This window comes from Entomobacter blattae (genome assembly GCF_014672835.1).
Taxonomy (GTDB): domain Bacteria; phylum Pseudomonadota; class Alphaproteobacteria; order Acetobacterales; family Acetobacteraceae; genus Entomobacter; species Entomobacter blattae.
On record NZ_CP060244.1, the window covers coordinates 1,999,981 to 2,022,099 of the forward strand.

The window sequence follows — 22,119 nt, forward strand, 5'->3', positions numbered from 1 at the left end:
ACCATTCCTTAATTACGAGAAACCACAGGCTGCTTTGGCACCATAAACCCCAATGCCCTGAATGTGTCATCCATATGGTCAGGCAACGGTGCAACCACCTGCAATACTCCCCCCCTGGGGTGTAAAAATTCTAGCTTACGGGCATGCAAATGTAACCGATGTTGATTTTTTTCCATAACGCTTATTTCTGTTTGCACCCCATAACGTGCATCTCCTATGATAGGTGTGCCCATGGCAGCACAATGTGCACGCAACTGGTGAGTTCGCCCTGTATGAGGGGAAAGCTCAAGCCAGGCCATTTTTCTTCCTGCATAGCCTTTAACTTCATATTCTGTAATCGCCCGCAAAGCCCCTTCCTGCTTGCGTGCTGCAGAAACCATGACCTTTTCTCCCCCCTTAATGGTTGGAATAAGAGGGGTATCTATAATTCCTTCCCGTGGGGTTGGAACCCCATAAACAACAGCCCAATATGTTTTCTTTATGCTACGGTCCTTAAACAGAGCTGCAAGTTTAGCAGCAACGCCTGCTGTTTTGGCCACAAGCAGCAGGCCAGAGGTTTCCCGATCTATACGATGAACGAGCCTGAAACGCTCCAGACTTGAGAGGGCGAGGCTTTCCAAGAGACCATCCACATGCCGCTTTATTCCCGATCCCCCCTGCACTGCCAGACCGGATGGCTTATTGATCACCAGAAGATCATCATCTTCATAAAGCGTCATTTCCTGTAGTTCTGCACGGTTATGGGCAATATCGTCTGGCGAATACTGTGAAGTGGACCGCTTTTTATCCTCCTCAGCCGGGCCTTGTGGTAAGGGAGGAATGCGTACCGTTTGGCCCTGTTCCACACGGCTGGAAGCTTCTGCCCGTTTCCCTTCAATACGGATCTGCCCCGTTCGGCACAGCTTTTGAATAACCCCTTGCCCCAGGAAAGGATAACGGCGACGTAGCCACCGATCAAGGCGGCTGTCATGTTCATCGGCACTCACTTCAATAAAAGAAACAGGCATAAAATTACCTTTGGGGGTTGTTTCGGCTCTTGCGAAGAGCTGACCAGTGTTGCAATCTTTTTGCGAGGGTGGCTTCGTACCCCCGTGGTGTGGGGTGATAATATATTTTCCTGGTCATTTCATCTGGAAAATAATTTTGCCCTGAAAAGGCATCGGGTTCATCATGATCGTACCGATATCCTTCGCCATAGCCTATGTCTTTCATCAACGTTGTTGGTGCATTAAGAATATGTGCCGGCGGCATTAGGCTTCCCGTGGCAGATGCATTTTTCCTCACCATTTTATAGGCTGTATAAAGAGCATTTGATTTGGGGGCAGTCGCCAAATAAACAACCAGCTGTGCCAAGGCAAGCTCCCCCTCTGGAGACCCCAGCTGTTCGTAGGCAGCAGAAGCCGCCATAGCCTGGTTAAGGGCATGAGGATCTGCCAGGCCAATATCTTCAACGGCCATCCGCGTTAACCTACGAGAAAGAAAACGGGGGTCTTCCCCCCCTTCTAGCATCCGGGCAAACCAATATAAGGCTGCATCCGGGTCAGAGCCACGAACAGACTTATGCAAGGCAGAGATAAGGTTATAGTGCTCCTCCCTGTCTCGATCATAAGCGATGGCACGATGAGAAAGGATTTTTCCCAAGTCCTCTGGGTGAATCTGCTGGAAGTTTTCTGAGTTTTGGTGATCTGGCCCGTAATCTGAGAGGCTGAAAAGATACTCAGCCATATTTAAAAGATAACGCCCATCACCACCGGCCATATAAACAAGGTTTCGCCGAGCCTGTTCTGTCAACGGTAACTGGCGATGGATTTTTTCCTCAGCACGACTCAAAAGCTGAAGAAGGCTTTTTTCATCAAGCCGATGGAGAACAAATACCTGACAGCGTGAAAGAAGGGCGCCATTTAGAGAGAAAGAGGGGTTTTCTGTTGTAGCCCCCACTAAAATAACAGTCCCATCTTCCACCACAGAAAGAAAACCATCTTGCTGGGCCCGATTAAAGCGGTGAATTTCATCCACAAAGAGAATGGTAGAGACACCATTTTGTTGGCGATACAGCCTTGCTTTTTCAAAAACCTTTTTTAAATCGGCAACTCCTGAGAAAACTGCCGATATCTGTTCAAAAGGCCTATTGGCTTTATGGGCCAATAGACGAGCGATGGTGGTTTTACCTACGCCTGGTGGACCCCACAAAATAAGGCTTGAAAATTGCTGACTTTTAAACATACCAGAAAGAGCACCTCCCTCACCGGTAAGGTGCTCTTGGCCTATAATGTCGGCCATATGATTTGGCCTTAACAGATCCGCTAATGGCCTATAACGCCCAGAGTCTTCGCTTTGCGAAGCTCTGGGATTAACCTTGGGCGTGTCATTTGATTCTGCTTTGGCATCAGAGGGCTGAGAGCCAAAAAGATCATCATTATCCAAAACAATTTACCTGAAAAAAGCGATTACCCCTACAGACTATACAGAGTTGCTTTTTCCTTTAAAAGCTCAAACTAGATTGTCCTATATTTTGGCCTACATTTTGGCTGCCATTTTGATTTTTATGACAGGCTTGTCATTGGTGTACGAGGGGGTGTACGAGGGATTAACGGGTTAGCGATGAACAACCCCATAGGATGGCGCCCCTAACCCAGGGCAACTACATGAGCTCCCCAAAGTTGCTGCAGTAGGTAATGTGCAGCTATAAATCCCTGCTTCACACTGGCGCCCTACACCTTGGGAACGATTAGGCGGCGTAGATTCCAACGAGCGTGCATCTCCCTCGCATCCGCAAAGGGATATCAACACTGTTCCAGCCAGAACCAGAGCCGATAAAAGAGATGAGCGACTAGCAATAGGGGAGGTATTTTTTAAAACCTTGGTGGAGGCTTGTGGTTTAAAATATTGTGAATAAAATCTGTTTTTATACATTAATTTTCCCTTTCTATCCCTTGCTGGAAACCAGCCCCACACTAAAAACCATCAGGAAAACCATCCCTTGCATAGCAATAAAGGCGCAACAATAAGGCACACAGGAAATGATTTTTATAATAGAGCTTATAATGGCATTAAACATTTCTTCACCCAAAAAGTTTTCTTAGTCCCATAAAAAATTACCCCGATTACTTTTTAGAAAAAATATTATCGAACAGTATGAGAACCATTTCTACTGATAAAAAAATCCTGACAGGCCTCTTGGGTCGTTTTGCGCTGGTCATTATGGCAAATATATTCGATATCAGGATAACATAATTCAATACTGCTTAAATACATGGTCTTTAAAATATCAAACTTTACAAGGGGGCTTTCATTCTGCATGCGCTCTTCTTGGCGTTTGATAGATCGAATAGCGGTAATACACGTTGTGCTAACACTTTCTGGCGCCAGTTTGAGAATGTTCACTTCTGCCCATAAATATTTATGGGCCAGTGCCACTTCATCTTCCGTATTGCCAAAAGCGGGAGCAAGGGAAAAAAAAGCCAGAAAAAAAATGACAATTGTTTTGTACAATACTGACACTCACCCACTTGGTTTTCAGCAAAAAAGGGTACGATCTTTTAGTCCATCATAATAATTTTGAATAATCGCTAGATTATAAAACTCATCCTCACCATTCACTCATCATTATCATACAGAGCAATGTAAGAGAAGTAAGAGCATTGATCGTCCTTCCCTACTGGCATTCAAACACGGCCATAAACCCGTAATCCATATGATGCTGCATGTGACAATGAAATAAAGAAGCCCCCTTTTGGTCTGCGATAAAATCAACTTCCAGGGTTTGGCAACTCCCCACCATGATCACATCTTTCATTAACCCTGAAATAGAAGACCCCGCAATATTAACGACCTCAAAATTATGCCTGTGAAGGTGTAAGGGGTGGGCTTCATCTGTGGGGTTATAAAAACGTAGCCTATACCGTTTGCCATACTCAACAGGGTAATAGCCAGTCTTGTTCGTGCTATTAAATGTTTTCCCGTTGATTGTCCATAAGTTAACATTAATGTGCCGATCTGGGTTATGGTGTTCTGAAATGTGAAAATCAAAAATACCATCAGGTTTAGAAGACGAAGGGGTCTTCTTAGAAAAGAGACGGTAGTCCCATGTCATATCAGTTGGTTTTTTCCATTGGGCTTTACCTTGTTGGCCAGCATATTCTACAATAATCCCCATTCCCTTATTGCGGGCTTTAGCTTGCACATCACCCATAACCCAAACTCCTGGATTGTTCATTTCCACAATCGCACTCACACGCTCTAGGGCTCCAAGCCAAAGAACAGGTACACTGGCCTGTACTGGAACGGGGTTACCATCAAGGGCTACAACCTTAAAAGAATGATCGGGCAAGGCCAGACTTCGGGCTTCGGTTGCACTACCATTAAGGATATGAAGCAACACCTTCTCCCCCTGTTTAACCTTAATAGGCTCTCCAAACCCCAAACAATGGCCATTAATCGTATAATACTCATAAACCAGGTCTAGATCATCGGGCAGATTAAGGGCTTTATTGGCCGCTTGCTTTTTCTCAAGCTCTGCTTTTAAGGCCGTATTTTGTTGTTTGGGGAGAAGATAGTCTTCATCATCCATTTTTTCTGCGGAAAAAGCGGGGCCATATTCCTTTAAAGTCAGAAACACCTCCCTATCATAACGCCCAGGGTTTTGTTTGGGTTCTATGTAAACAGGCCCTATGAGCCCCGTATAAAGCCCAAGAGTAAGGTTTTTACCTGCACGAACATGCGTATGATACGCCCTTAAACCTGCTACCGTCGGGGTAAAAGCCTGACGAATGGTTGTTTGAGGCAAAATAAAGGGAGTCCCTTCTTCCATTGAACCATCCAACTCACCGGGAAGAATAAAACCATGCCAATGTAAAATCTCTGGATGGGGTGTCTTGTTATGAATATCGACTACAATCTCCTGCCCTTCCTTCATCTTAAGCAAGGGGCCAGGAGCGTGTCCGTTATAGAGATAGGTTTGAAGGATATGCCCTGGCTTTGGCTCAATTCTCCCCTCTTCTATGGTTAAGGTATAATCGGCTTTACGGCTTAGCGTACCTTCTCCCCCGAGCGGTTGGGCAGAAGAAGAATCTGAGCGGGCATACCCCGATTTTTCAGAGAGAAATACCGTACTTGCTGCAAAAGTATTAGCCAATAGGAATTGCCGTCTACGTATCATGATCTCTCCTTTGTCTTATTGTTCGTTTAAAAATCAATTCATATCTATTTATTAACAGTATTTTCCTCTATTCAAAAAAACAATCTTTCCTTCCAGTTCATACACTCCTATAAAAGGAAGGAAAATCGTCTTTTCCAACGAAGGGTACAAAACCCAAAAGAAATTTCGCTCTTCAAATAATCAAAAGGCCCAAATGTGACGCCAGATTCTCAACCCCGACAGCATGAAACAATTCTTGTTTTAAAACCGGAAAAGGGCGCAAAACGCTTTGGGAGTGCCTTGCGCGATATTACAGATGGACTAAAGTTTTGGAGACTGTTTTGCAAACTCAGTTGGCTGGATATCAAGCTCCGCTATCGAGGATCCCTTCTAGGCCCCCTATGGATTACCCTTTCCACTACTGTTATGATTGCCTCCATGGCTGGTATTTATGCCTATCTTTTTCATATGAGCCTTAAAGACTATCTTCCATTTTTAACCATTTCCATCGTTTTGTGGGGGTATGTTCATTCTACCATTAGTGATGGAACGACAGCTTTCACCACAGCACAAAATATTATCCATTCCTTAAGAATTCCTTTCTCCATCCATGTTTTTAGAACACTCATCCGTAATGTTTATCTTGTTCTTCATAACATTATCGTTGTCGTTGCTGTATTTGCCATTTACCGTATTCTTCCTAACCCGCTCATGACATTGCCAGCCCTGGTCCTATGGAGTGTAGATGCCTTTTTTCTATGTTTGCTTTTAAGCACTCTGGGGGCACGTTATAGGGATGTCTCTCCCATTATTGCCAGTATCCTTCAAATCCTTTTCTTCATTACCCCGATTATATGGAAACCTGATCTCATCTATCTTGGGCGACAATATATGCTTCTTAACCCGTTTTTCCCGCTGATAGAAATTATGCGCGCACCCCTTATGGGAGAAATTCCGCGCCTTTCCATTTGGGTATTTGCTGTAGGATATAGTGTGCTCATATGGCTGGCAGGTTTTCTTGTATTTACAAAGGCCCGGGCACGGCTGGCCTACTGGATTTAACCGGACTGACGCCATGGCATTCATACATATTAAAAACCTAGATATTTTTTTCCCTATCTATCATGGGGATTCCCAAACTCTAAAAAAACAAACCGCTAATACCCTGTTTAAACTTTCAGGCAAAATTGTCCGCGATGAGCATGATCATTATACAGTAAGGGCTCTTCACAATATAACCTTCTCTATCACCTCTGGCGAGCGTATCGGGCTTGTTGGCAGTAATGGTGCTGGCAAGACAACTCTTTTACGGGCCATGGGAGGAATTTTTGAGCCTGTCAGAGGATGTATTGAAATTGATGGTTCTGTAAGCACCCTTCTCGATACAAATCTGGGAATGAATCACGAATTAACAGGGCGTGAAAACATTCAGCTACGCTGCCTTTATAATGGTTATGAGCAAACCAAGACAAAGGAAATAGAACAAAATGTTGAAGAATTCTCAGAGCTAGGGCCGTTTATCGATATGCCTATAAAGGCTTACAGTTCTGGCATGACCTTGCGGCTAGCTTTTGGACTGGCCACAGCGATAAATCCCACCATTCTTCTGATGGATGAATGGTTCATGGCAGGGGATGCCTCTTTTATGGAAAAAGCTCGCTTACGAATTAACACCATGGTTGAAAAAGCTGATATTGTTGTTATTTCAACCCATCAGCCTGATATAATTCGTCGGTGGTGTTCGCGTGTCATTTGGTTAGAAAATGGGGAAGTAAAAATGGATGCCCCCCCCGATACAGTTCTAAATGTTTATCTTCCATCTGTTGAATAACTCCCTTCCTAAAGCCAGGAACGCACAAGGGGTACCCACTCCTCCTCTTAACAAATTTTTTCTATAAAAGTGCTTTCATCTTATTCAAGTCCATTTTATTCAGGCCAGTATATTTATTCTATGTATTGGTTCATGAGGGATATGTAGAAGGTTTCTTTAAAAAATCTTATCTATGAGAAAAGCTTCTTTCATTTTACGAGTATAGAACCCCAAAATAAGTAAAGAGGACTTAGAGCCTATACTCTCATCCTTTAAAGAAAGCGTAATAGCTCACTGGTCTAATAGAAATCCTGCGCCGAAAATGTAACGGGGCTCAAGCCACGTGCCGAAGCTGTGGGTGCACATCATTTAGGTGTGTGCGGTAGCGGAGCGTTCCGTAAGTCTGTGAAGGAGACGGGGTGACCCTCTCTGGAGATATCGGAAGTGAGAATGCTGACATGAGTAGCGACAAACAGTGTGAGAAACACTGTCGCCGGAAGTCCAAGGGTTCCTGCGCAAGGTTAATCCGCGCAGGGTTAGTCGGCCCCTAAGGCGAGGGCGAAAGCCGTAGTTGATGGGAATCAGGTGAATAGTCCTGAACCTGCCAGAAGTGACGAATGTGAGATGTTGTTAGGCCTTATTGGATTGGTCTAGCTTTTTGAGCATTCCGGGAAATAGCTCTGGCGTATAGACCGTACCCGAAACCGACACAGGTGGACTGGTAGAGTATACCAAGGCGCTTGAGAGAACGATGCTGAAGGAACTAGGCAAATTGGAGAATCTTCCCTCCTCTTGATGCGTTTTTCTTGTAACGGCTGAGCCTACTGGATTTAACCGGACTGATGCCATGGCATTCATACACATTAAAAACCTAGATATTTTTTTCCTATCTATCAGGGAGATTCCCAGACACTAAAAAACAAACCGCTAATACGGAGATCTTATAAAACTTCTTTAACTCTTTCTTTTAAAATCATGTTTTCTACAAAAAAAACAGGAAAGAGAATTTCTCTTTCCTGTTTCCCAAGCTTTATTCTTTAAGAAAAAGACTTTAAGCGGTTTTTAGCCTTCTTTTTGCGTCTGAAACAAAAGGGGTATATCCAAAATCTCTTGTTTCATCGTCTCTTTTCAAATACGGGCCAGCACTCGTAATGCACAGCTCCAAAAGCAAGCCGCCGGTTTTGTTGACCTGTAATCCTTCATCAAGTGGAAGAACAGCGTTACCATTGGTCCAACGGCCCTGGTCACTGGAATCAGCATCATACCAACCATAGTGTGTGCCAAGTTTAAGGTAACCTGCCAACTCTACATCGTGATTATCATACCACAATTTCGCATGGTCAACCTGAACACCCAGTTTACGACGATCGTCAACAAAGGCACCAATAACATCCCTTGGCGCTGAAGACCGGGAAAGAATCCGCACTTCGCTCGTATTAGAAGGCAGCATGAAGAAGAGAGACTGACCTTTTCTGCGGATTGCCTCAATGGTTATACCTTTATCTGTTACCAGCTTCAGATCTGGATCTTTAACCATTTCGACCTTTTCCATTTCAACAGCAACACCTTCTGCCAAAGCACGGTCGTTCAACTTCTGCCAGATTGGCTCTACAGTTGCTTGGTCAACGGTAAGAGGAAGAACACTATCAACACCCCATTCCAGATGAGCCTTTTTGAAGGGAACCACATTGCCTTCACGGCGGAAGGTTGAACGGTTGCCCGTATCAAGATAGCTTTCCGAGAGTAAACCTTCAGCTTCTACTAAGGAGTGCTGAGCCGTTTCTATATGGTAGTAAGAGTAGCTCTCCATAGTACGATCTTCGTAAATGGTTTTGCCATTAACCAGCATACGGGCTGGAATAAGGTGGCCTTCTACATACAGGCTATGTTCTGGTGTTACCACAACATCGGCAGAAGGAACACCCTCAGAAATTGCACCTGCCTTAATGCGAACTGGCCAATTATCACCAGCTCTGGCATCTTCAACACGAGCAGATCCCGTCCATACAACTTCTTTCAGCTCTCGTTTGCCATCCCCAGACGTAGCCCAGATCCGCTGACCTGAACGAATATCTTCAACAGGACGTAAACCATCTTCTGTAGCAAGGCGAACACCTTCAACAAAACAAACCTGAATGATTGTTCCACCCTGACCATCATCAAGGAAGCTGAGCTCACCAGACTGACTATTGACACCAGCAACGTTTGTAAAGTTAATGGTATACTCATCTGTGCTACCAGCAGGATGATATTTAATGGTAATTTTATTCCCTGTGAAAACAGCCTGTGTAATCGTGCTTTTTTCAATACCTGACAGGTCGATAGCCCCGGTATAACCATTATTTTTACCAAACCCTTTAATGTAAGTATTGACGGTAACATCTTTTAACGGAATGCCATCCAAGCGAAGCAAACCAACACCGCCACCCTTACTATCAAGACCTGTTCCATCATCAATCAGGTTAACAGTAGCAGTAAAGTTTGAGCCATCGTCAGGCTGATAGTTTAAATCTACCACTCCAGTAGCAGCCACATTAATCGATGGCTGAATAGGAGAGTTAGAGTTGATAACAACATGGCCTTCATTTTGGACTTTAATGGAAGTTGTTGTATCGGCACTTCCCCCTACGTTACGAATACCATCCTGACCAATCGTCAAAGTGGATTTGTTAACGTTTATGACGGAGTTCCTATCCATATATAACTGACTGTTTAAAGATACTGTTGAACCAGCCGTTGCATTAATCTGGCTGCCCGCATCCAGATAGGTCAGGTTATTTAAAGTTAAACCAGAATTATTATCAACCGCGACAGTTGTAGCAATATGGTTTGATGTCCCATTCAGGTTAAGGTTAGCAGCATTCTCAATTTTCAGCTGACTGTTTTTAAGAGTAGCTGTATCCGCCAAGTTAACAACACTTCCTGATTGGACAAGGACATTCCCTGTGAGGGTCGCATTTGCGCCAATCGCAATGTTACTATTATCCTGAATGGTGAGGTTCCCATTTTGGGTAAAGGCTTTTCCAACAGTTCCCACAGTTTTATCAATGGTTAATGTACCATTGAGCATGCTGTTTTCACTTACAGTTAAAGTGCTTGTTCCACCTAAAGCCCCAGAGAGGGTAGAATTACCAAGATAAATGGTTCCGTTTAACTGAAGGCTTGCTGTACCCGCTGATGAGGAAATGTTCAAACCATTGGTGATGAAGTCATTCTTATTAAGAACCACTCTTCCATCTACAACGGTTGCTGTATCAAGGATAGCATTGCTTTCAAGATTGAGGATACCGCCATCATTAATGGCAATGTGCCCCTGACCTAAAACACCCCCCATGGTATTCAACGATGATGGGTTACTGTTATAAGCCGTTACGAAAGTTGTTGCATTGCTATCGTCAAACACAGATTTTACATCGACTGTAGCGCCAGAAGCTGCAGAAAGGTTAGTGCCTACACTATTGTTTCCGTTAAGGGTAACAACTGTATTGGCCCCTGTAGCTGACAAATTATCAAAATTTGCCCCATTAACAGCGTTAACCAGCGTACCATCAGCAGCGGTAATTAAACCGTTAATCTGGTCTCCTTTTTCCAGTGTAATCGTCGTGCCGATACCAGCTGCATTGGTTGCGGAAAGGCCACCAGCCAAGCTTGTGCCACTCAAAATATCGACGGTTCCCCCGGTAACATCAAAATGAGGATTAACAACCAGATTGGCTTGCCCAAATGTTAAAAGACCATTTTGAACCTGCACAGCATTAGTGGATTGAAAGTCACCATTCACAACAACCTTTGCATCTGCGCCATTTTCGACAAGTGTACCAAAATTGGTAAGATACCCAACATTCAGTGTTCCACTTGTCACAGTTGCCTGGCCACTAATAACCGGGCCTGCAGCTGTTTGAGTGCCATTGTAGATTTGGCCCAGATTAACAACCGTTGGTACATCTGCAGAGGCCTGGCTAATGGAAAGTGTATTAAAGTTATCGCCATTATCAAGCGCGTTAACCGTACCCCCCGTTACAGCTGTGTTACCCACAACAGAGCTTTGGTTAAAATTCAGAAGGCCACCAAAAACATTCACATCAGCCAACACCTTACTGGACGTAACATTCAGCGTTCCACCAGTTTCATTGACAGACCCTATAACGTTGGTTCCTCCGCCAGTGGTAGTCACTGTAGTAGTAGCTGACCCCTGCTGATTTAATGAACCTGAAAGAGTAACATTGTTTAATGTACTTTGGCTATTTCCAGAAAAAATAGCAGAGTTCAGGCTATTGCCTGTGCCATTTTGGGTAAATTTACCGCTTCCACTAACAGCAATATTATGATAGATGTTCGCGCCCACTAATATCGCTGTACCATCAATGACCTGAAGATCACCAAACTGAGAGGAATTAGCAGCGGAAAAATTACCATATTGATTATAAACAGCAAAGCCTTGACCCGTTTTTTGGGTAACGACAGAGTTGGCCGCCAGATTGATATATCCTGACCGAGAGGTGTTACTTCCAGTAGCAGGATCAGCAAAAGTGCCACTATCAGCACTACCAGCCACAACGATGGTACCTGTTGAAGTAACATTTCCGGCAATATTTAAAATACCACCAGTAATACCACCCCCAACGTCTACATTGCCTAACCCAGAAGAATAATAAGGGTTAAACCCAACATACATGGTTCCTAACGTTGTGTTGCCACTTGTCGTTACTGTTTCTGGAGTATATTTGTATTTAAAGGGATCTAAAAAAGGGATACCAGTCCCTTGGCGGTTAGCATAAATACCAGAAACAACGACAGCGCCATTGCCAACCGTTGTAAAGCCCGTTCCATCAGTAAGAGTAATAGGGGCTGTGCCTGTAAAAAGTATATTAGAGGCATTATTAATAGTGGCAACACCACCTGTAAAGTTTACAACGTTTTGTAATCCAACAATCACATTTCCCTGGATATTAGCTCCCCCAAGATTAATTGTACTCTTGGTATCGTAATTTCCTGATTGCACGTTAATAACAGCATATTGTGGAACAGTGACCACACCATTGGCCGTATTTACCGTAGTGTTCACGGGCTCTGTTTTAATAGAACTACCCGTTTCCATATTAACCGTTGAGCCTTTTGTTAATAAGAGCTCAGGAATACTAACACCAGACCCATTCGTATATACTGCATCCGGTGCAGTGGGGCTATTAAGTAAGCTAATAGAATATTTAAACGTGGTATCTGTTGGATTTCCCACAAAATCCAATGTTGAACCATTTTTAAAGCTAACGTTTCCTTGCAAAGTAAAGGCATGTTTAATAACAGTTGTGCCGCTATTAAAATTAACAGTTGTAGCACCATTGTTGTTGCCATATTGAAAAACTTGGCCTTCAATATAAATGCTACCAGTACCAGTTGTTGGGTTCGCTAACCCGTTCCCGGCATTGAAATCGACCTTTCCACCTTGTCCGGAAATCATAATCGGAACAGAACCAACTACCCCAGGATTTATTCGGATGTAGAAACTCGAAGGCAATGGTTGGTAATTAAAACCACCTGCAAAGGTTATACCACCAACGCCACGACCAGTTAACAAACTTAGAGCATAACTGTTAATAAGGTTGCTGTTAATATTAGCGTCTAGTGCCGCTTGGTTGACGTTCCCTGAAGCATCTGCCGAAATAGCTATATTAAGGGCATTTGCTAGCACATCCCCTGCATCAGTAAAGTCTTTTCCTGTTTGAGAATTAACCGCCCCATAATTCAACGTGCCTGCTTTGGTCATATCCGCTGAGGGATCAATAAACGGGTTTGTCGTTGAAGTAGTACCTGTACTGGTAATGGAAGTGGTTCCTGTATTTGAAGTAGTGCCTGACATTACTCTTGCTATCCTTGCGTTTTAACTGTTTTTATATGAAAATATAAAGTCGAGAAGATCGATATGTTCTTGCATTTTCTGTAAACATCAGTAGCCTATTAATCAGTAAAAAGGTGTTTTTTACTGAGGAGTGATTGGTATGTTATGTATCTATTGACTGACAGAATTTTAACTTCGTTTCATCCATTCTATTTTTTAAGGATGGATTACTACGCCATTTTATTGTGAGTTTTAAACTTTATTATTTCTTTGCTCCATGCTTCTACTCTATTTTGTCAAGCGTAGAATTTTGTTATTTTTTTATTAACAAGTTTATATATACACCATTTTTTCTTTTTTTCAAATAAAATTTAAAAATATTAGATATAAAAAAGGAAAATTAACTTTATTTAAATAAAGTTATTAACTTATTATTAATAATAATAGAATTTTTTTTCATATTTAGTACAATTATTGGAAAAAATAATGATTTTTTTATGATTATTCGAAAAAACCTATTCTCTTTGCAAAGAACTGCCTGTTAGATTTGTATCGAGAGGGCTTTTATTATAAGGAACATTTCCAACAGGTTTAGGATTGTCTATTCCTTCATATTGCAGTACGCCTAAACTCCGTATATCTTTTCTTTTTGGAAGCCGGGCTTCCTTCCATCCTCCACCCAAGGCCCTAATCAACTGAACACTGGCCTGAATCTGTTGGGTTTTTACCTGAATAGCACTAATTTGTGCTGTAATTCTGGCAATCTGAGCTACAATAACATCGAGATAATTGGTTAAAGCCCCTTGATAAAGGGTCATCGTCATAGCTTGTACCTTTGTACTGGCCGCTACAGCTTGTTTTTGGTCCTCATAACTTTGCCCCAGATGGTTGATATTGCTTAACGAATCCTCCACTTCCTTAAAGGCAGCCAAGACTGTTGAACGATAATTATCGACTGTTTCCCGATATTTGGCCCAGCTCCTTTGGAGCTCAGCACGCCTTAAACCACCCTCAAACAGCGGTAAAACTGCCATACCCCCATAGGACCACATACTGTTGGCCAAACTAGCAAGATCAATGCCATTATCCATGAATCCACCAGTAATACTAAAGGTCACATTGGGGTAGAAAGCAGCACGAGCAATCCCTATTTCTCGGTTGGCTGCGGCCATGGCACGCTCTGCACTTGAAATATCAGGGCGCCTTTGCAACAAATCTGCCGGGAGCCCCACCGGGATAGTGGGAAGCTCAAGAGTTAACCGATCAGCAGGTTGGATTTGAAAACTAGAGGGTGAAACATTAACCAAAATCGCAATGGCATGCAAAATAACGGCCCTTTTGGCTCGTAATTCTTCCTGAGCGGCCTTAGTCATAGAAAGCTGATTTTGGGCACGAGCTACATCAATTCCAGAAGAGATCGCACCTTGCTGGCGTATCTTCGTGAGGTGAACAGCCTTTTCATAATAGACTATTGATTCATCATAAACAGCGTTTTGGGCATCCATTCCTCGTAACAAAATATAATTATTGGCCAATTCAGCCCGTAAGCTCAGTTTAGCTAGTGCATATTCAGCAGCCGCCTGCTGAGCAAAAATTTCCTGTTCTCGTGTTCTGTTTCGTATTAAAGACCAAAAATCCGGTTCCCATGTTGCAACACCCGAGTAAAACTGCGAGCTCATAGTGACCTGATCATCTCTGGCTCTAAAAAGATTATTGGCCGAGCGCTTATTATTCGATCCCCCTGCGGCAATACCGACTTGAGGAAAAAGCGAAGACTCTGCTTCGACAGCCAAAGCCCGTGATTGCGTAAAAATTTCAGCCGCAGCTTGGAGGTCTGGATTAAGTTTCTCCAAACGGGCCTCAAGGGCATTTAAAATGGGGTCGTTATATAAAGTCCACCAGTCCGAGCGTAAAATACCCTCCCTGGGCGTTGCAATCTGAAAGGGCCCTTCCCCATGCCACGAACTAGGAACCACAAACTGCTGGGGATGATAATCCGGTGCCAGATCACAACCGGCCAAAATGGTAGAAGCCCCCAAGCAATACACCAAACGAGAAATAAAAGGTCTAACGCCCTGATTTTTCCTTTTTAGGGCTTGGCAGCGCAAACCCATACGAGAAAGTCTCCGTAGCATTCTGTATCTTTCATTATTTTACATGAGGGACAAAGACGTAAGAAACCATATTCCTGTTTTAATGATGGTGCTTTTGCTCTGAAGTATGAGAAACAACCGGAGCGTTATACCCAGGAGTGAGAGGCACCACATTGACCTCTTCCCCTTCCTGAATATCTGCAGGGGGATTGTTAATAATCATATCTTTTTCCTGAATTCCCGAGAGAATTTCTACATTCACTCCCGTATTATCACCGAGCCGAACATTTTGCAGATGCACCTTGTTTCCTTTTGTCAAAAGGGCAACCTGTGTTCCCGCAGATCTAAAGATTAAGGTTGTTTCCGGGATGACTAAAACACCTTTTACATTTGGAACATCAAAGTGCACATGCGCATAAGAACCTGGCCATAAGAAATGGTCTTTATTATCAATTTCCAGTTCGGTCACAGCTGTCCGCGTTGCGGGATCAAAGGCCCCCGCCGTGGTAAGATATTTGGCTTTAAATACTCTATCCTTATATTGAGGAAGGTACAAATCTCCCACCAAATCAGGAGTAAGAATATAGGCAAAATCCTGTGGAACAGAAACAAAAATACGAACTTTTTCTATATCGGCTACGGTAAAAAGCTCGCTGGACCCCCCTTGAGCTTCCATATTTCCACCCGTCTGCCCCACGAAATCCCCCAAGTTAATTTCACGTGAAATGACTGCCCCATCGAAAGGCGCAACGATGGTTTTAAAAGCCTCTAAAGCCTCAAATTTTTGAACCTCTCGTTGGGCTGCCTCCAGCGTAGCCTGTGCAGCACGGGCTTCAGCAATATAAACATCAACCTGCATTTTAGCGACGGCTTCTGTTCCTTCTAATGCCTTCCAGCGCTTAGCCCGCAAGGTTGCCAAATCATACTGGGCCTGTTTTACACGGGCATCAGCCTTAGCAGCAGCATATTGAGCGTCCAGATCTGGGGTATTCAACACAGCCAGGACATCTCCTTTTTTTACCCTTGCTCCGTAATCCTTATACCAGGCTTTCACATATCCTGGGACACGTGCAAAGATTGTCGCCTGATACCAAGGGACAATATTGCCGGGTAAATCCAGAACCCGCCGTGGAGGCGCAGGCTGCGGAGAAATAACAGCAACCTTAACAATTGCACTTTTCAGTGTTTCACGCCGTAGACTGTTCATCTCATGTTTACGGTATAAAATACCAAGTCCGGCAATGATAAGAGCCAGCAAAACAACACCGAAGCCAATTACTTTTGAAGATTTACGAGAGGCTGTCATTGGGTTTATCCGTCCTCGATTTTTTAGAATGAACCAGAGCAAACACACAGGGAACAAAAAGGAGTGTTGCTACAGTGGCAACCATAAGTCCACCAATAACAGCCCGCCCAAGCGGTGCATTCTGGGAATTACTCATCGACATAGGCAACATTCCAACAATCATAGCCGAAGCCGTCATCAAAACAGGGCGGATACGCTCATAGCCCGCTTCAAGAGCTGCCCGAAGGGCCTCACCATGGGATTCAAGACGCTCCCGCGCAAATGCCACAACAAGGATGGCATTAGACGTTGCCGTTCCCATACACATGATCGCCCCTGTGAGAGCCGGAACAGAGAGGGTCGTATGCGTTAGGAACAAGCTCCAGGCTATTCCTCCTAAAGCACCAGGCAAAGCCATAATAATAACGAAAGGATCCAGCCACGATTGAAAGTTCACCACAATGAGCAGATACACAAGCAAGATAGAAACGCCCAACCCCCCTATAAGCTGAATATAGGCGTGGTTCATGGTAACGGACTGCCCCCGGATAACCAGAGTAGAGCCATAAGGAAGCTGTGGCGTTAACTCTTTAACAATTTTGCTGACATCGCCTACAACTCCCCCCAAGTCACGGCCTTCATTGGACGCATAAATATCAATAACAGGAATAATATTGTAGTGACTAACCTCTCCAGGAGTGCCAAGCTGAACAATATCGCTCAAGCTGCCTAACATCTGAAGCTGTTTGTTTTTGGGGTTATTATCACCCCCATCAATAGGAATAGTCTGCAAATCATTCACTGAAGACATCCGCCTCTGAGGCGTGTAAATATTCAGCATATAAGAAAAGCCTGTTTTAGGGTCCAGCCAGTAAGATTGATGAACCTGGCCACTTCCTGAAAGGGTAATAAGGGCGTTATTGGCTATTTCATCTTCTGTTACGTCAGTTCCAAGGGAAAATGAACGCTTGGTGTTAACCCTCAGTGTTGGAGTATTCATCGTCTGCTGGATATTGACATCTGCAATACCCGTTACCGTTCGTAACCGGCTGCTAAGCTTTTGGGCAAAACGGAAATTTGCTTCCAAATCCAGCCCAATAACCTGAACATCAATGGGAGCCGGTAGACCAAAATCTAAAATTTTCGCCGTAAGGTCAGCAGGCTGAAAAGAAAATTGTGTACCAGGAAATTTCCTGTTCAACCCATCGCGTAAAATCTGCCGATATTCTGCCACAGGTGAGGTATGGTTTTTGAGTGATATTGTCATATCACAATCCTGGGCTCCAATGGTTGGGGTTGGAATAAAAGCCTGATTATGTGGACCTACGGGCAACCCACAATTCACAATAATATTGTCGATTTGCCCTGGCAAAAGAGCGGATATCTCCTTGTCAACCATTCCAGCTATATTGCCTGCTTCCTCAATACGGGTTCCTAGCGGGGTCCGCATATGCATCTGCAAAGAGCTTGATTTAACCTCAGGGAAGAAGTCCCGCCCTGTAAACAACAATAAAAAGAGCGAACAAGCAGATGCGAGCAGAAAAATAAGAATGAACTTCCCTTTTATGTTTAAAAGCCCATTCAGAAGATTTTTATAGCCTTCACGAAAGGTGATAAACCGCTTTTCAAACCCTATTTGAAACCGGCCAAAAAAACCAGGAGGAGGAGCTTTGCCCATTTCCTTTGCATGATGGTGGGCAACCTGGGCCTTTAATAACCAATTGGCCATGGTAGGCACTAACGTACGAGAAAGGATAAAAGAGGCAATCATCGCAAAGATAATGGCTTCGGCCATGGGCATGAACAACCACCCTGAGACACCCGAAAGCTGAAAAAGTGGCAGCCATACAATGCTGATACATAAAGTCGAAACAAAAGTCGGAATAACAATCTGGTTGGCGGCATCGATAATAGCTGTTTCCAGATCTTTTCCCATTTCAAGATGAGAGTCGATATTTTCGATCATCACCGTAGCATCATCAACCAAAATCCCCACGGCAAGCGCTAACCCTCCCAGAGTCATAACGTTAATCGTCTGCCCGGCCCAGCCCAAACCAATCAGCGCTGAAAACATGGCCAAGGGGATAGAAGTGGCAATAATGACCGTAGAGCGCCAAGACCCCAAAAATAACAGCACAACAAGCCCCGTTAAAGCCGAGGCGGTAACCATCTCGCGCAACACATCCGAGACTGAATCCCTAACGAACTCAGAAGCATCGTTCAGCACTTTAATTTCAATACCAGACTCTTTAGGGAGAGTACGCAATATGTGGGGAATCATTTCCTTAACCCCACTCACCACTGAAAGGGTTGATGCTTCTCCCCCCTTCATGACGACAACCATCACCGCTTGTTTACCGCCAACAAGAACGGAGTTAGTTTGGGGAGGTCCCCCCAATTGCACATGAGCGACATCGCGGATGTAAACCATGGCATTGCCAACGCGCTTGATGGGAATATTGTTAAAAGCCTCCACCGTAAAGGGCGTTGCATTGGTTTGCACCATAAAATCAAACGAGCCGATCTTTTCATCCCCTGATGGAATCACAACATTCTGCTTGTCTAGTGCTGCATAGACATCCATCGCTGAAAGATGTTTGGCCTGAAGTGAATCTTGGTTAAGATAGACCAAAAGTGCAGTAGGTTTCCCACCATAAGGGTGGGGTACAATGGCTCCTTCTACAGTCACCAACTGGGTTCTGATCTGATTAAATGAAATATTGTAGAGTTCAGAAGGTGTGAGCTTATCTGAGGTGATCTGGAGCATAACAACTGGAACAGAAGACGCTTCCAGCTTCATGATCAAAGGAGGAGAGATCCCTGGCGGAAGCTGCTGGACGATCGTTTGCGATAAAGCCGTAACTTGGGCTTCAGCCTCACCAATTTCTGTACCAGGCTGGAAATAGATGTTAATAATACTCCTACCATAGTAGGAGTTACTCTCCATATGCTCTATTCCTTCCACCGTCGCCGTAAGAGCACGCTCGTAATACCCCGTTATACGGCCTGAAACATCGTACGGCATCAGCCCGGAATAGCTCCAAACCGCGGAAACAACTGGTATGCGTATAGTTGGAAAAACGTCTGTCGGGGTTTTAAACACCGACATAATACCAAAAAAGGTTATTAAAATTGCTAAAACAACAAATGTATAGGGTCGCTTCAGCGCCGTTACAACGATGGCGTTCATAAACCTAATTACACCTTACAAACAAGGGCTTTTATAGATGTACCTTTACGTTATAGATGTACCTTTACGTTAACTGCTATATGATTTAGCCCAAGCCTTACTTCTGAATTTTGATTATTGCAAGAAATAAATTTGCCTTTGACCGAGCCCATCAATGAGAAGATTAAGGATATTTTTCTTTTTATTTTTAATAGACACCACCATGATAATATGCCCTCATTACCCTAAGAAATAGACCCTTTATGATCAAACCATTCCATAAACCCTTGGCTCATCTTGTACCCTCTTTCCTTCAAAATAGCCGCTTTTATAACCATGAATGATTTTCCCTATAAGTCTTATTAGTACCTATAAGCCTTAGTAACTGTCAGCCTTAATACCAGAGCTCTTAGTTTTTATGAAAAAACACAGCCCTTCCTCTTCTCTTTCCTCTCGTAGCACCTTCTGTATCATTGCTCTTTGCCAAATAGGAAATATGTTTGCCTATGCTGGAGTGCAAAGTATCCTTTTACTTTACCTGGTTGAAAAACAAAATTTCTCCGACTCAGAGGGCAATATACTGATCGGCGCATTTGCTGCTATTTATTGTATCACCCATATTGTAGGTGGATGGGCTGGAGATAGGCTTTTTAGCCATCGGGCGACTATAATTGGAGGGGCAGGCCTTTTGGCACTGGGCTACCTTCTACTGGCCATTATCCCCTTTCATATCCAGATCCTCTATTACGCTTTAGCGATTATCAGCCTTGGGAACGGTTTTTTCAGTACTAATGCTGCCAGTATTATTCGTGCACTTTTTACCGGTGAGAAGAACGGAAATGATAATAATATGGAATCTATTTTTACCTATTATTATCTTTCCATTAATATTGGCTCAGTTCTGGCTAAATTTTCCATTCCATGGATTCAAACGCATTTGAGCTGGCAGACGGCTTTTTTTGTCTGTTTTTTTGCCGCTCTGCTTGAATTTTTCTTACTGGCCAAACTGGGTCAGCAGCTTTTTATTCCACTTTCCTTAGAAAAAAGAAAAAGAAAAAACAATAGGTTATTTTTGGCACTGACAAGCATTACCCTTTTTATCTTTACCGTTTTAACGCTTGAACGGCCTTTCTGGGCAGAGGCAAGCATGTGGGTTGCCACTTCAGGCGTTTTGGCATTTCTTACCCTCCTTTACCGTAAAAGCGCATTATCAGAGCAATACGGATTATTAATCCTTTTTGTTATGATGGGCCAATCCATATTATTTTTTATCCTCTTCCAACAAATGGATACTTCCTTAACTTTGCTGGCCTTACGGCATGTCAGCCCAACATTTTATTTAGGGGATTTAAAGCTTTTTAGCTGGTCAGCAGGACAGTTTAAAATGCTTAACCCGTTCTGGGTTATTATTTTCAGTCCAATCCTGATATGGGCTTATAGAAAAAACAATCAAAAAACCCACCGCCCTCTCCTGGCCCATAAATTCTTTGTAGGATTCATAGCCCTTTCTCTTAGCTTTTTTATCTGGTGGATTTTTTGTCATTTTTCCAACGGCCATACCCTCCTCTCTCCATGGGTCATGGTCGGCGGCTATCTTTTCTTTTCCATCGGAGAACTCATGATCGCAGGATTGGGCTTGGCAGCCGTTGCCCAATATAGCCCGCCCCATGCTACGGGAACCATGATGGGCTGCTATTACATTATTTCGGGAATTTCTCTTTATATTGGCAGCCTTATTGCCAATTGGGGCCCACAATCGCACTCCAGCGCTTTCTTCTCACCGCTCGAAAGCTTACACAGATACGGTAGCCTTTTTGGTATTCTTACCCTACTGGCTTGTTTAGGAAGCTTTATCTCTGCTTGCTGTTTTCCTCTTCTTCGTCAATGGGAGCAGCATTTATTAACAAATTCTATAAAAACATAATTTTTTTGATTTATATCAAGGTAACAACACAAAAGATTGATTAGGTTACTCCCATACATAGCAAATGATTATTATGTGAAGCGACTAATTTTTTATTAAGTTATTTAAGATCGAGAAAGGGGTATGCTTGGGGAGCATGCCTCTTTTATTTGTTTAAGGCATTTTACCATAAAAATTTTTATCTCAGCACGCTCATTTTACTTTTTATCTTCAAATTTTTGATAATAAGTCCAAGATAGCCTTTTTGTTGCCCCTATAGTTTGCTACACAAAAACCAAGATATTTTAAGACTTATTTCGGTGTTTTGTAGTGTGAAGTATAAAATGAAAAAGAAAATCCTATCTTTCTCTTCCCAAAAAGTACAACGGAGTTCTATAATCTTATTCCTATTTGGCATTCTGCTAGCAGCTTGTGCGGAAACACCTGATGGGCCAACGGCACTTGTTCTTCCTGGACCTAAAAAAAACTACGATACCTTTAAGCAAGAGCATGCCCTTTGTAAGCTGGAGGCTGAAAACGCCGTTGAAGGTCAGGCTGAAAGCGAGAACCATCGGGCCCTTCTTGGTGGCCTTATTGGCACGGGCCTCGGCACAGGCCTTGGGGCAGCCATTGGCGGGGGAACTGGAGCTGCTATTGGAGCCGCTGGGGGAGCACTTGGTGGGGGAGGAATTACAAAAGGATATTCCGAAAGCAAACAAGGGAATATACAAACCCAATATGACAATGCCTACGTTCAATGTATGATTGCTCATAACAATGTCTTGCCTGCCAACAGAATTATTGCAACCCCATCGTCTGACGAGAAATCTTATTACGCTCATTAAACTCTTTTTTTATTAGGGCTAAGGCCCCTTTCTGAATAAGC

The 22,119-nt window shown here is 43.5% G+C and carries 13 protein-coding genes and 1 other annotated feature; of the genes, 4 read left to right on the forward strand and 9 right to left on the reverse strand.

The genetic code is table 11. The features are described from left to right. Window positions 1-8: 8 nt before the first annotated feature. From JGUZn3_RS08885 to JGUZn3_RS08905, 5 genes are all read right to left on the reverse strand, one after another. Window positions 9-1,007 (reverse strand): RluA family pseudouridine synthase, encoded by a 999-nt coding sequence (locus JGUZn3_RS08885; protein WP_203413186.1) that lies wholly within the window; start codon window positions 1,005-1,007, stop codon window positions 9-11. Window positions 1,008-1,011: 4 nt separating this feature from the next. Further along, window positions 1,012-2,430: a replication-associated recombination protein A gene (locus JGUZn3_RS08890; RefSeq protein WP_408871777.1), complete on the reverse strand. Its 1,419-nt coding sequence runs from the start codon at window positions 2,428-2,430 to the stop codon at window positions 1,012-1,014. A gap of 165 nt (window positions 2,431-2,595) precedes the next feature. Continuing rightward, complete coding sequence (locus tag JGUZn3_RS08895; RefSeq protein WP_238996795.1) at window positions 2,596-2,913, reverse strand: hypothetical protein; 318 nt, start codon at window positions 2,911-2,913, stop codon at window positions 2,596-2,598. 210 nt (window positions 2,914-3,123) lie between these two features. Continuing rightward, complete coding sequence (locus JGUZn3_RS08900; protein WP_203413187.1) at window positions 3,124-3,501, reverse strand: hypothetical protein; 378 nt, start codon at window positions 3,499-3,501, stop codon at window positions 3,124-3,126. Between the two features lie 154 nt (window positions 3,502-3,655). Beyond that, window positions 3,656-5,158 carry a multicopper oxidase family protein gene (locus JGUZn3_RS08905; protein WP_203413188.1) on the reverse strand — a complete coding sequence of 501 codons (1,503 nt, stop codon included), beginning with the start codon at window positions 5,156-5,158 and terminating at the stop codon, window positions 3,656-3,658. A gap of 195 nt (window positions 5,159-5,353) precedes the next feature. Here JGUZn3_RS08905 and JGUZn3_RS08910 point away from each other — a divergent pair, with 195 nt between their 5' ends. Both JGUZn3_RS08910 and JGUZn3_RS08915 read left to right on the forward strand, forming a co-directional pair. Beyond that, window positions 5,354-6,199, forward strand: a complete 846-nt coding sequence (locus JGUZn3_RS08910) for an ABC transporter permease (RefSeq protein ID WP_203413189.1) — start codon at window positions 5,354-5,356, stop codon at window positions 6,197-6,199. A 13-nt stretch (window positions 6,200-6,212) separates the two neighbouring features. Further along, entirely contained in the window at window positions 6,213-6,968 is a 756-nt protein-coding gene (locus JGUZn3_RS08915) for an ABC transporter ATP-binding protein (RefSeq protein ID WP_203413190.1), read from the forward strand. 438 nt (window positions 6,969-7,406) lie between these two features. Next, window positions 7,407-7,773: a sequence feature (23S ribosomal RNA rRNA prediction is too short), on the forward strand. A gap of 225 nt (window positions 7,774-7,998) precedes the next feature. Here JGUZn3_RS08915 and JGUZn3_RS08920 read toward each other — a convergent pair. The 4 genes from JGUZn3_RS08920 to JGUZn3_RS08935 form a co-directional block, all read right to left on the reverse strand. Continuing rightward, window positions 7,999-12,804 (reverse strand): Hint domain-containing protein, encoded by a 4,806-nt coding sequence (locus JGUZn3_RS08920; protein WP_203413191.1) that lies wholly within the window; start codon window positions 12,802-12,804, stop codon window positions 7,999-8,001. Window positions 12,805-13,298: 494 nt separating this feature from the next. Then, a complete protein-coding gene (locus tag JGUZn3_RS08925; protein ID WP_203413192.1) occupies window positions 13,299-14,918 on the reverse strand; it encodes an efflux transporter outer membrane subunit in 1,620 nt (539 codons plus the stop codon). 58 nt (window positions 14,919-14,976) lie between these two features. Further along, complete coding sequence (locus tag JGUZn3_RS08930) at window positions 14,977-16,182, reverse strand: efflux RND transporter periplasmic adaptor subunit (RefSeq protein ID WP_203413193.1); 1,206 nt, start codon at window positions 16,180-16,182, stop codon at window positions 14,977-14,979. After that, a complete protein-coding gene (locus JGUZn3_RS08935; RefSeq protein ID WP_203413194.1) occupies window positions 16,166-19,351 on the reverse strand; it encodes an efflux RND transporter permease subunit in 3,186 nt (1,061 codons plus the stop codon). Before JGUZn3_RS08935 ends, JGUZn3_RS08930 begins: the two co-directional genes overlap by 17 nt. A gap of 397 nt (window positions 19,352-19,748) precedes the next feature. Here JGUZn3_RS08935 and JGUZn3_RS08940 point away from each other — a divergent pair, with 397 nt between their 5' ends. Continuing rightward, a complete protein-coding gene (locus JGUZn3_RS08940; RefSeq protein WP_203413195.1) occupies window positions 19,749-21,254 on the forward strand; it encodes a peptide MFS transporter in 1,506 nt (501 codons plus the stop codon). Between the two features lie 323 nt (window positions 21,255-21,577). Beyond that, window positions 21,578-22,078: a glycine zipper family protein gene (locus JGUZn3_RS08945; protein ID WP_203413196.1), complete on the forward strand. Its 501-nt coding sequence runs from the start codon at window positions 21,578-21,580 to the stop codon at window positions 22,076-22,078. Window positions 22,079-22,119 lie beyond the last annotated feature (41 nt).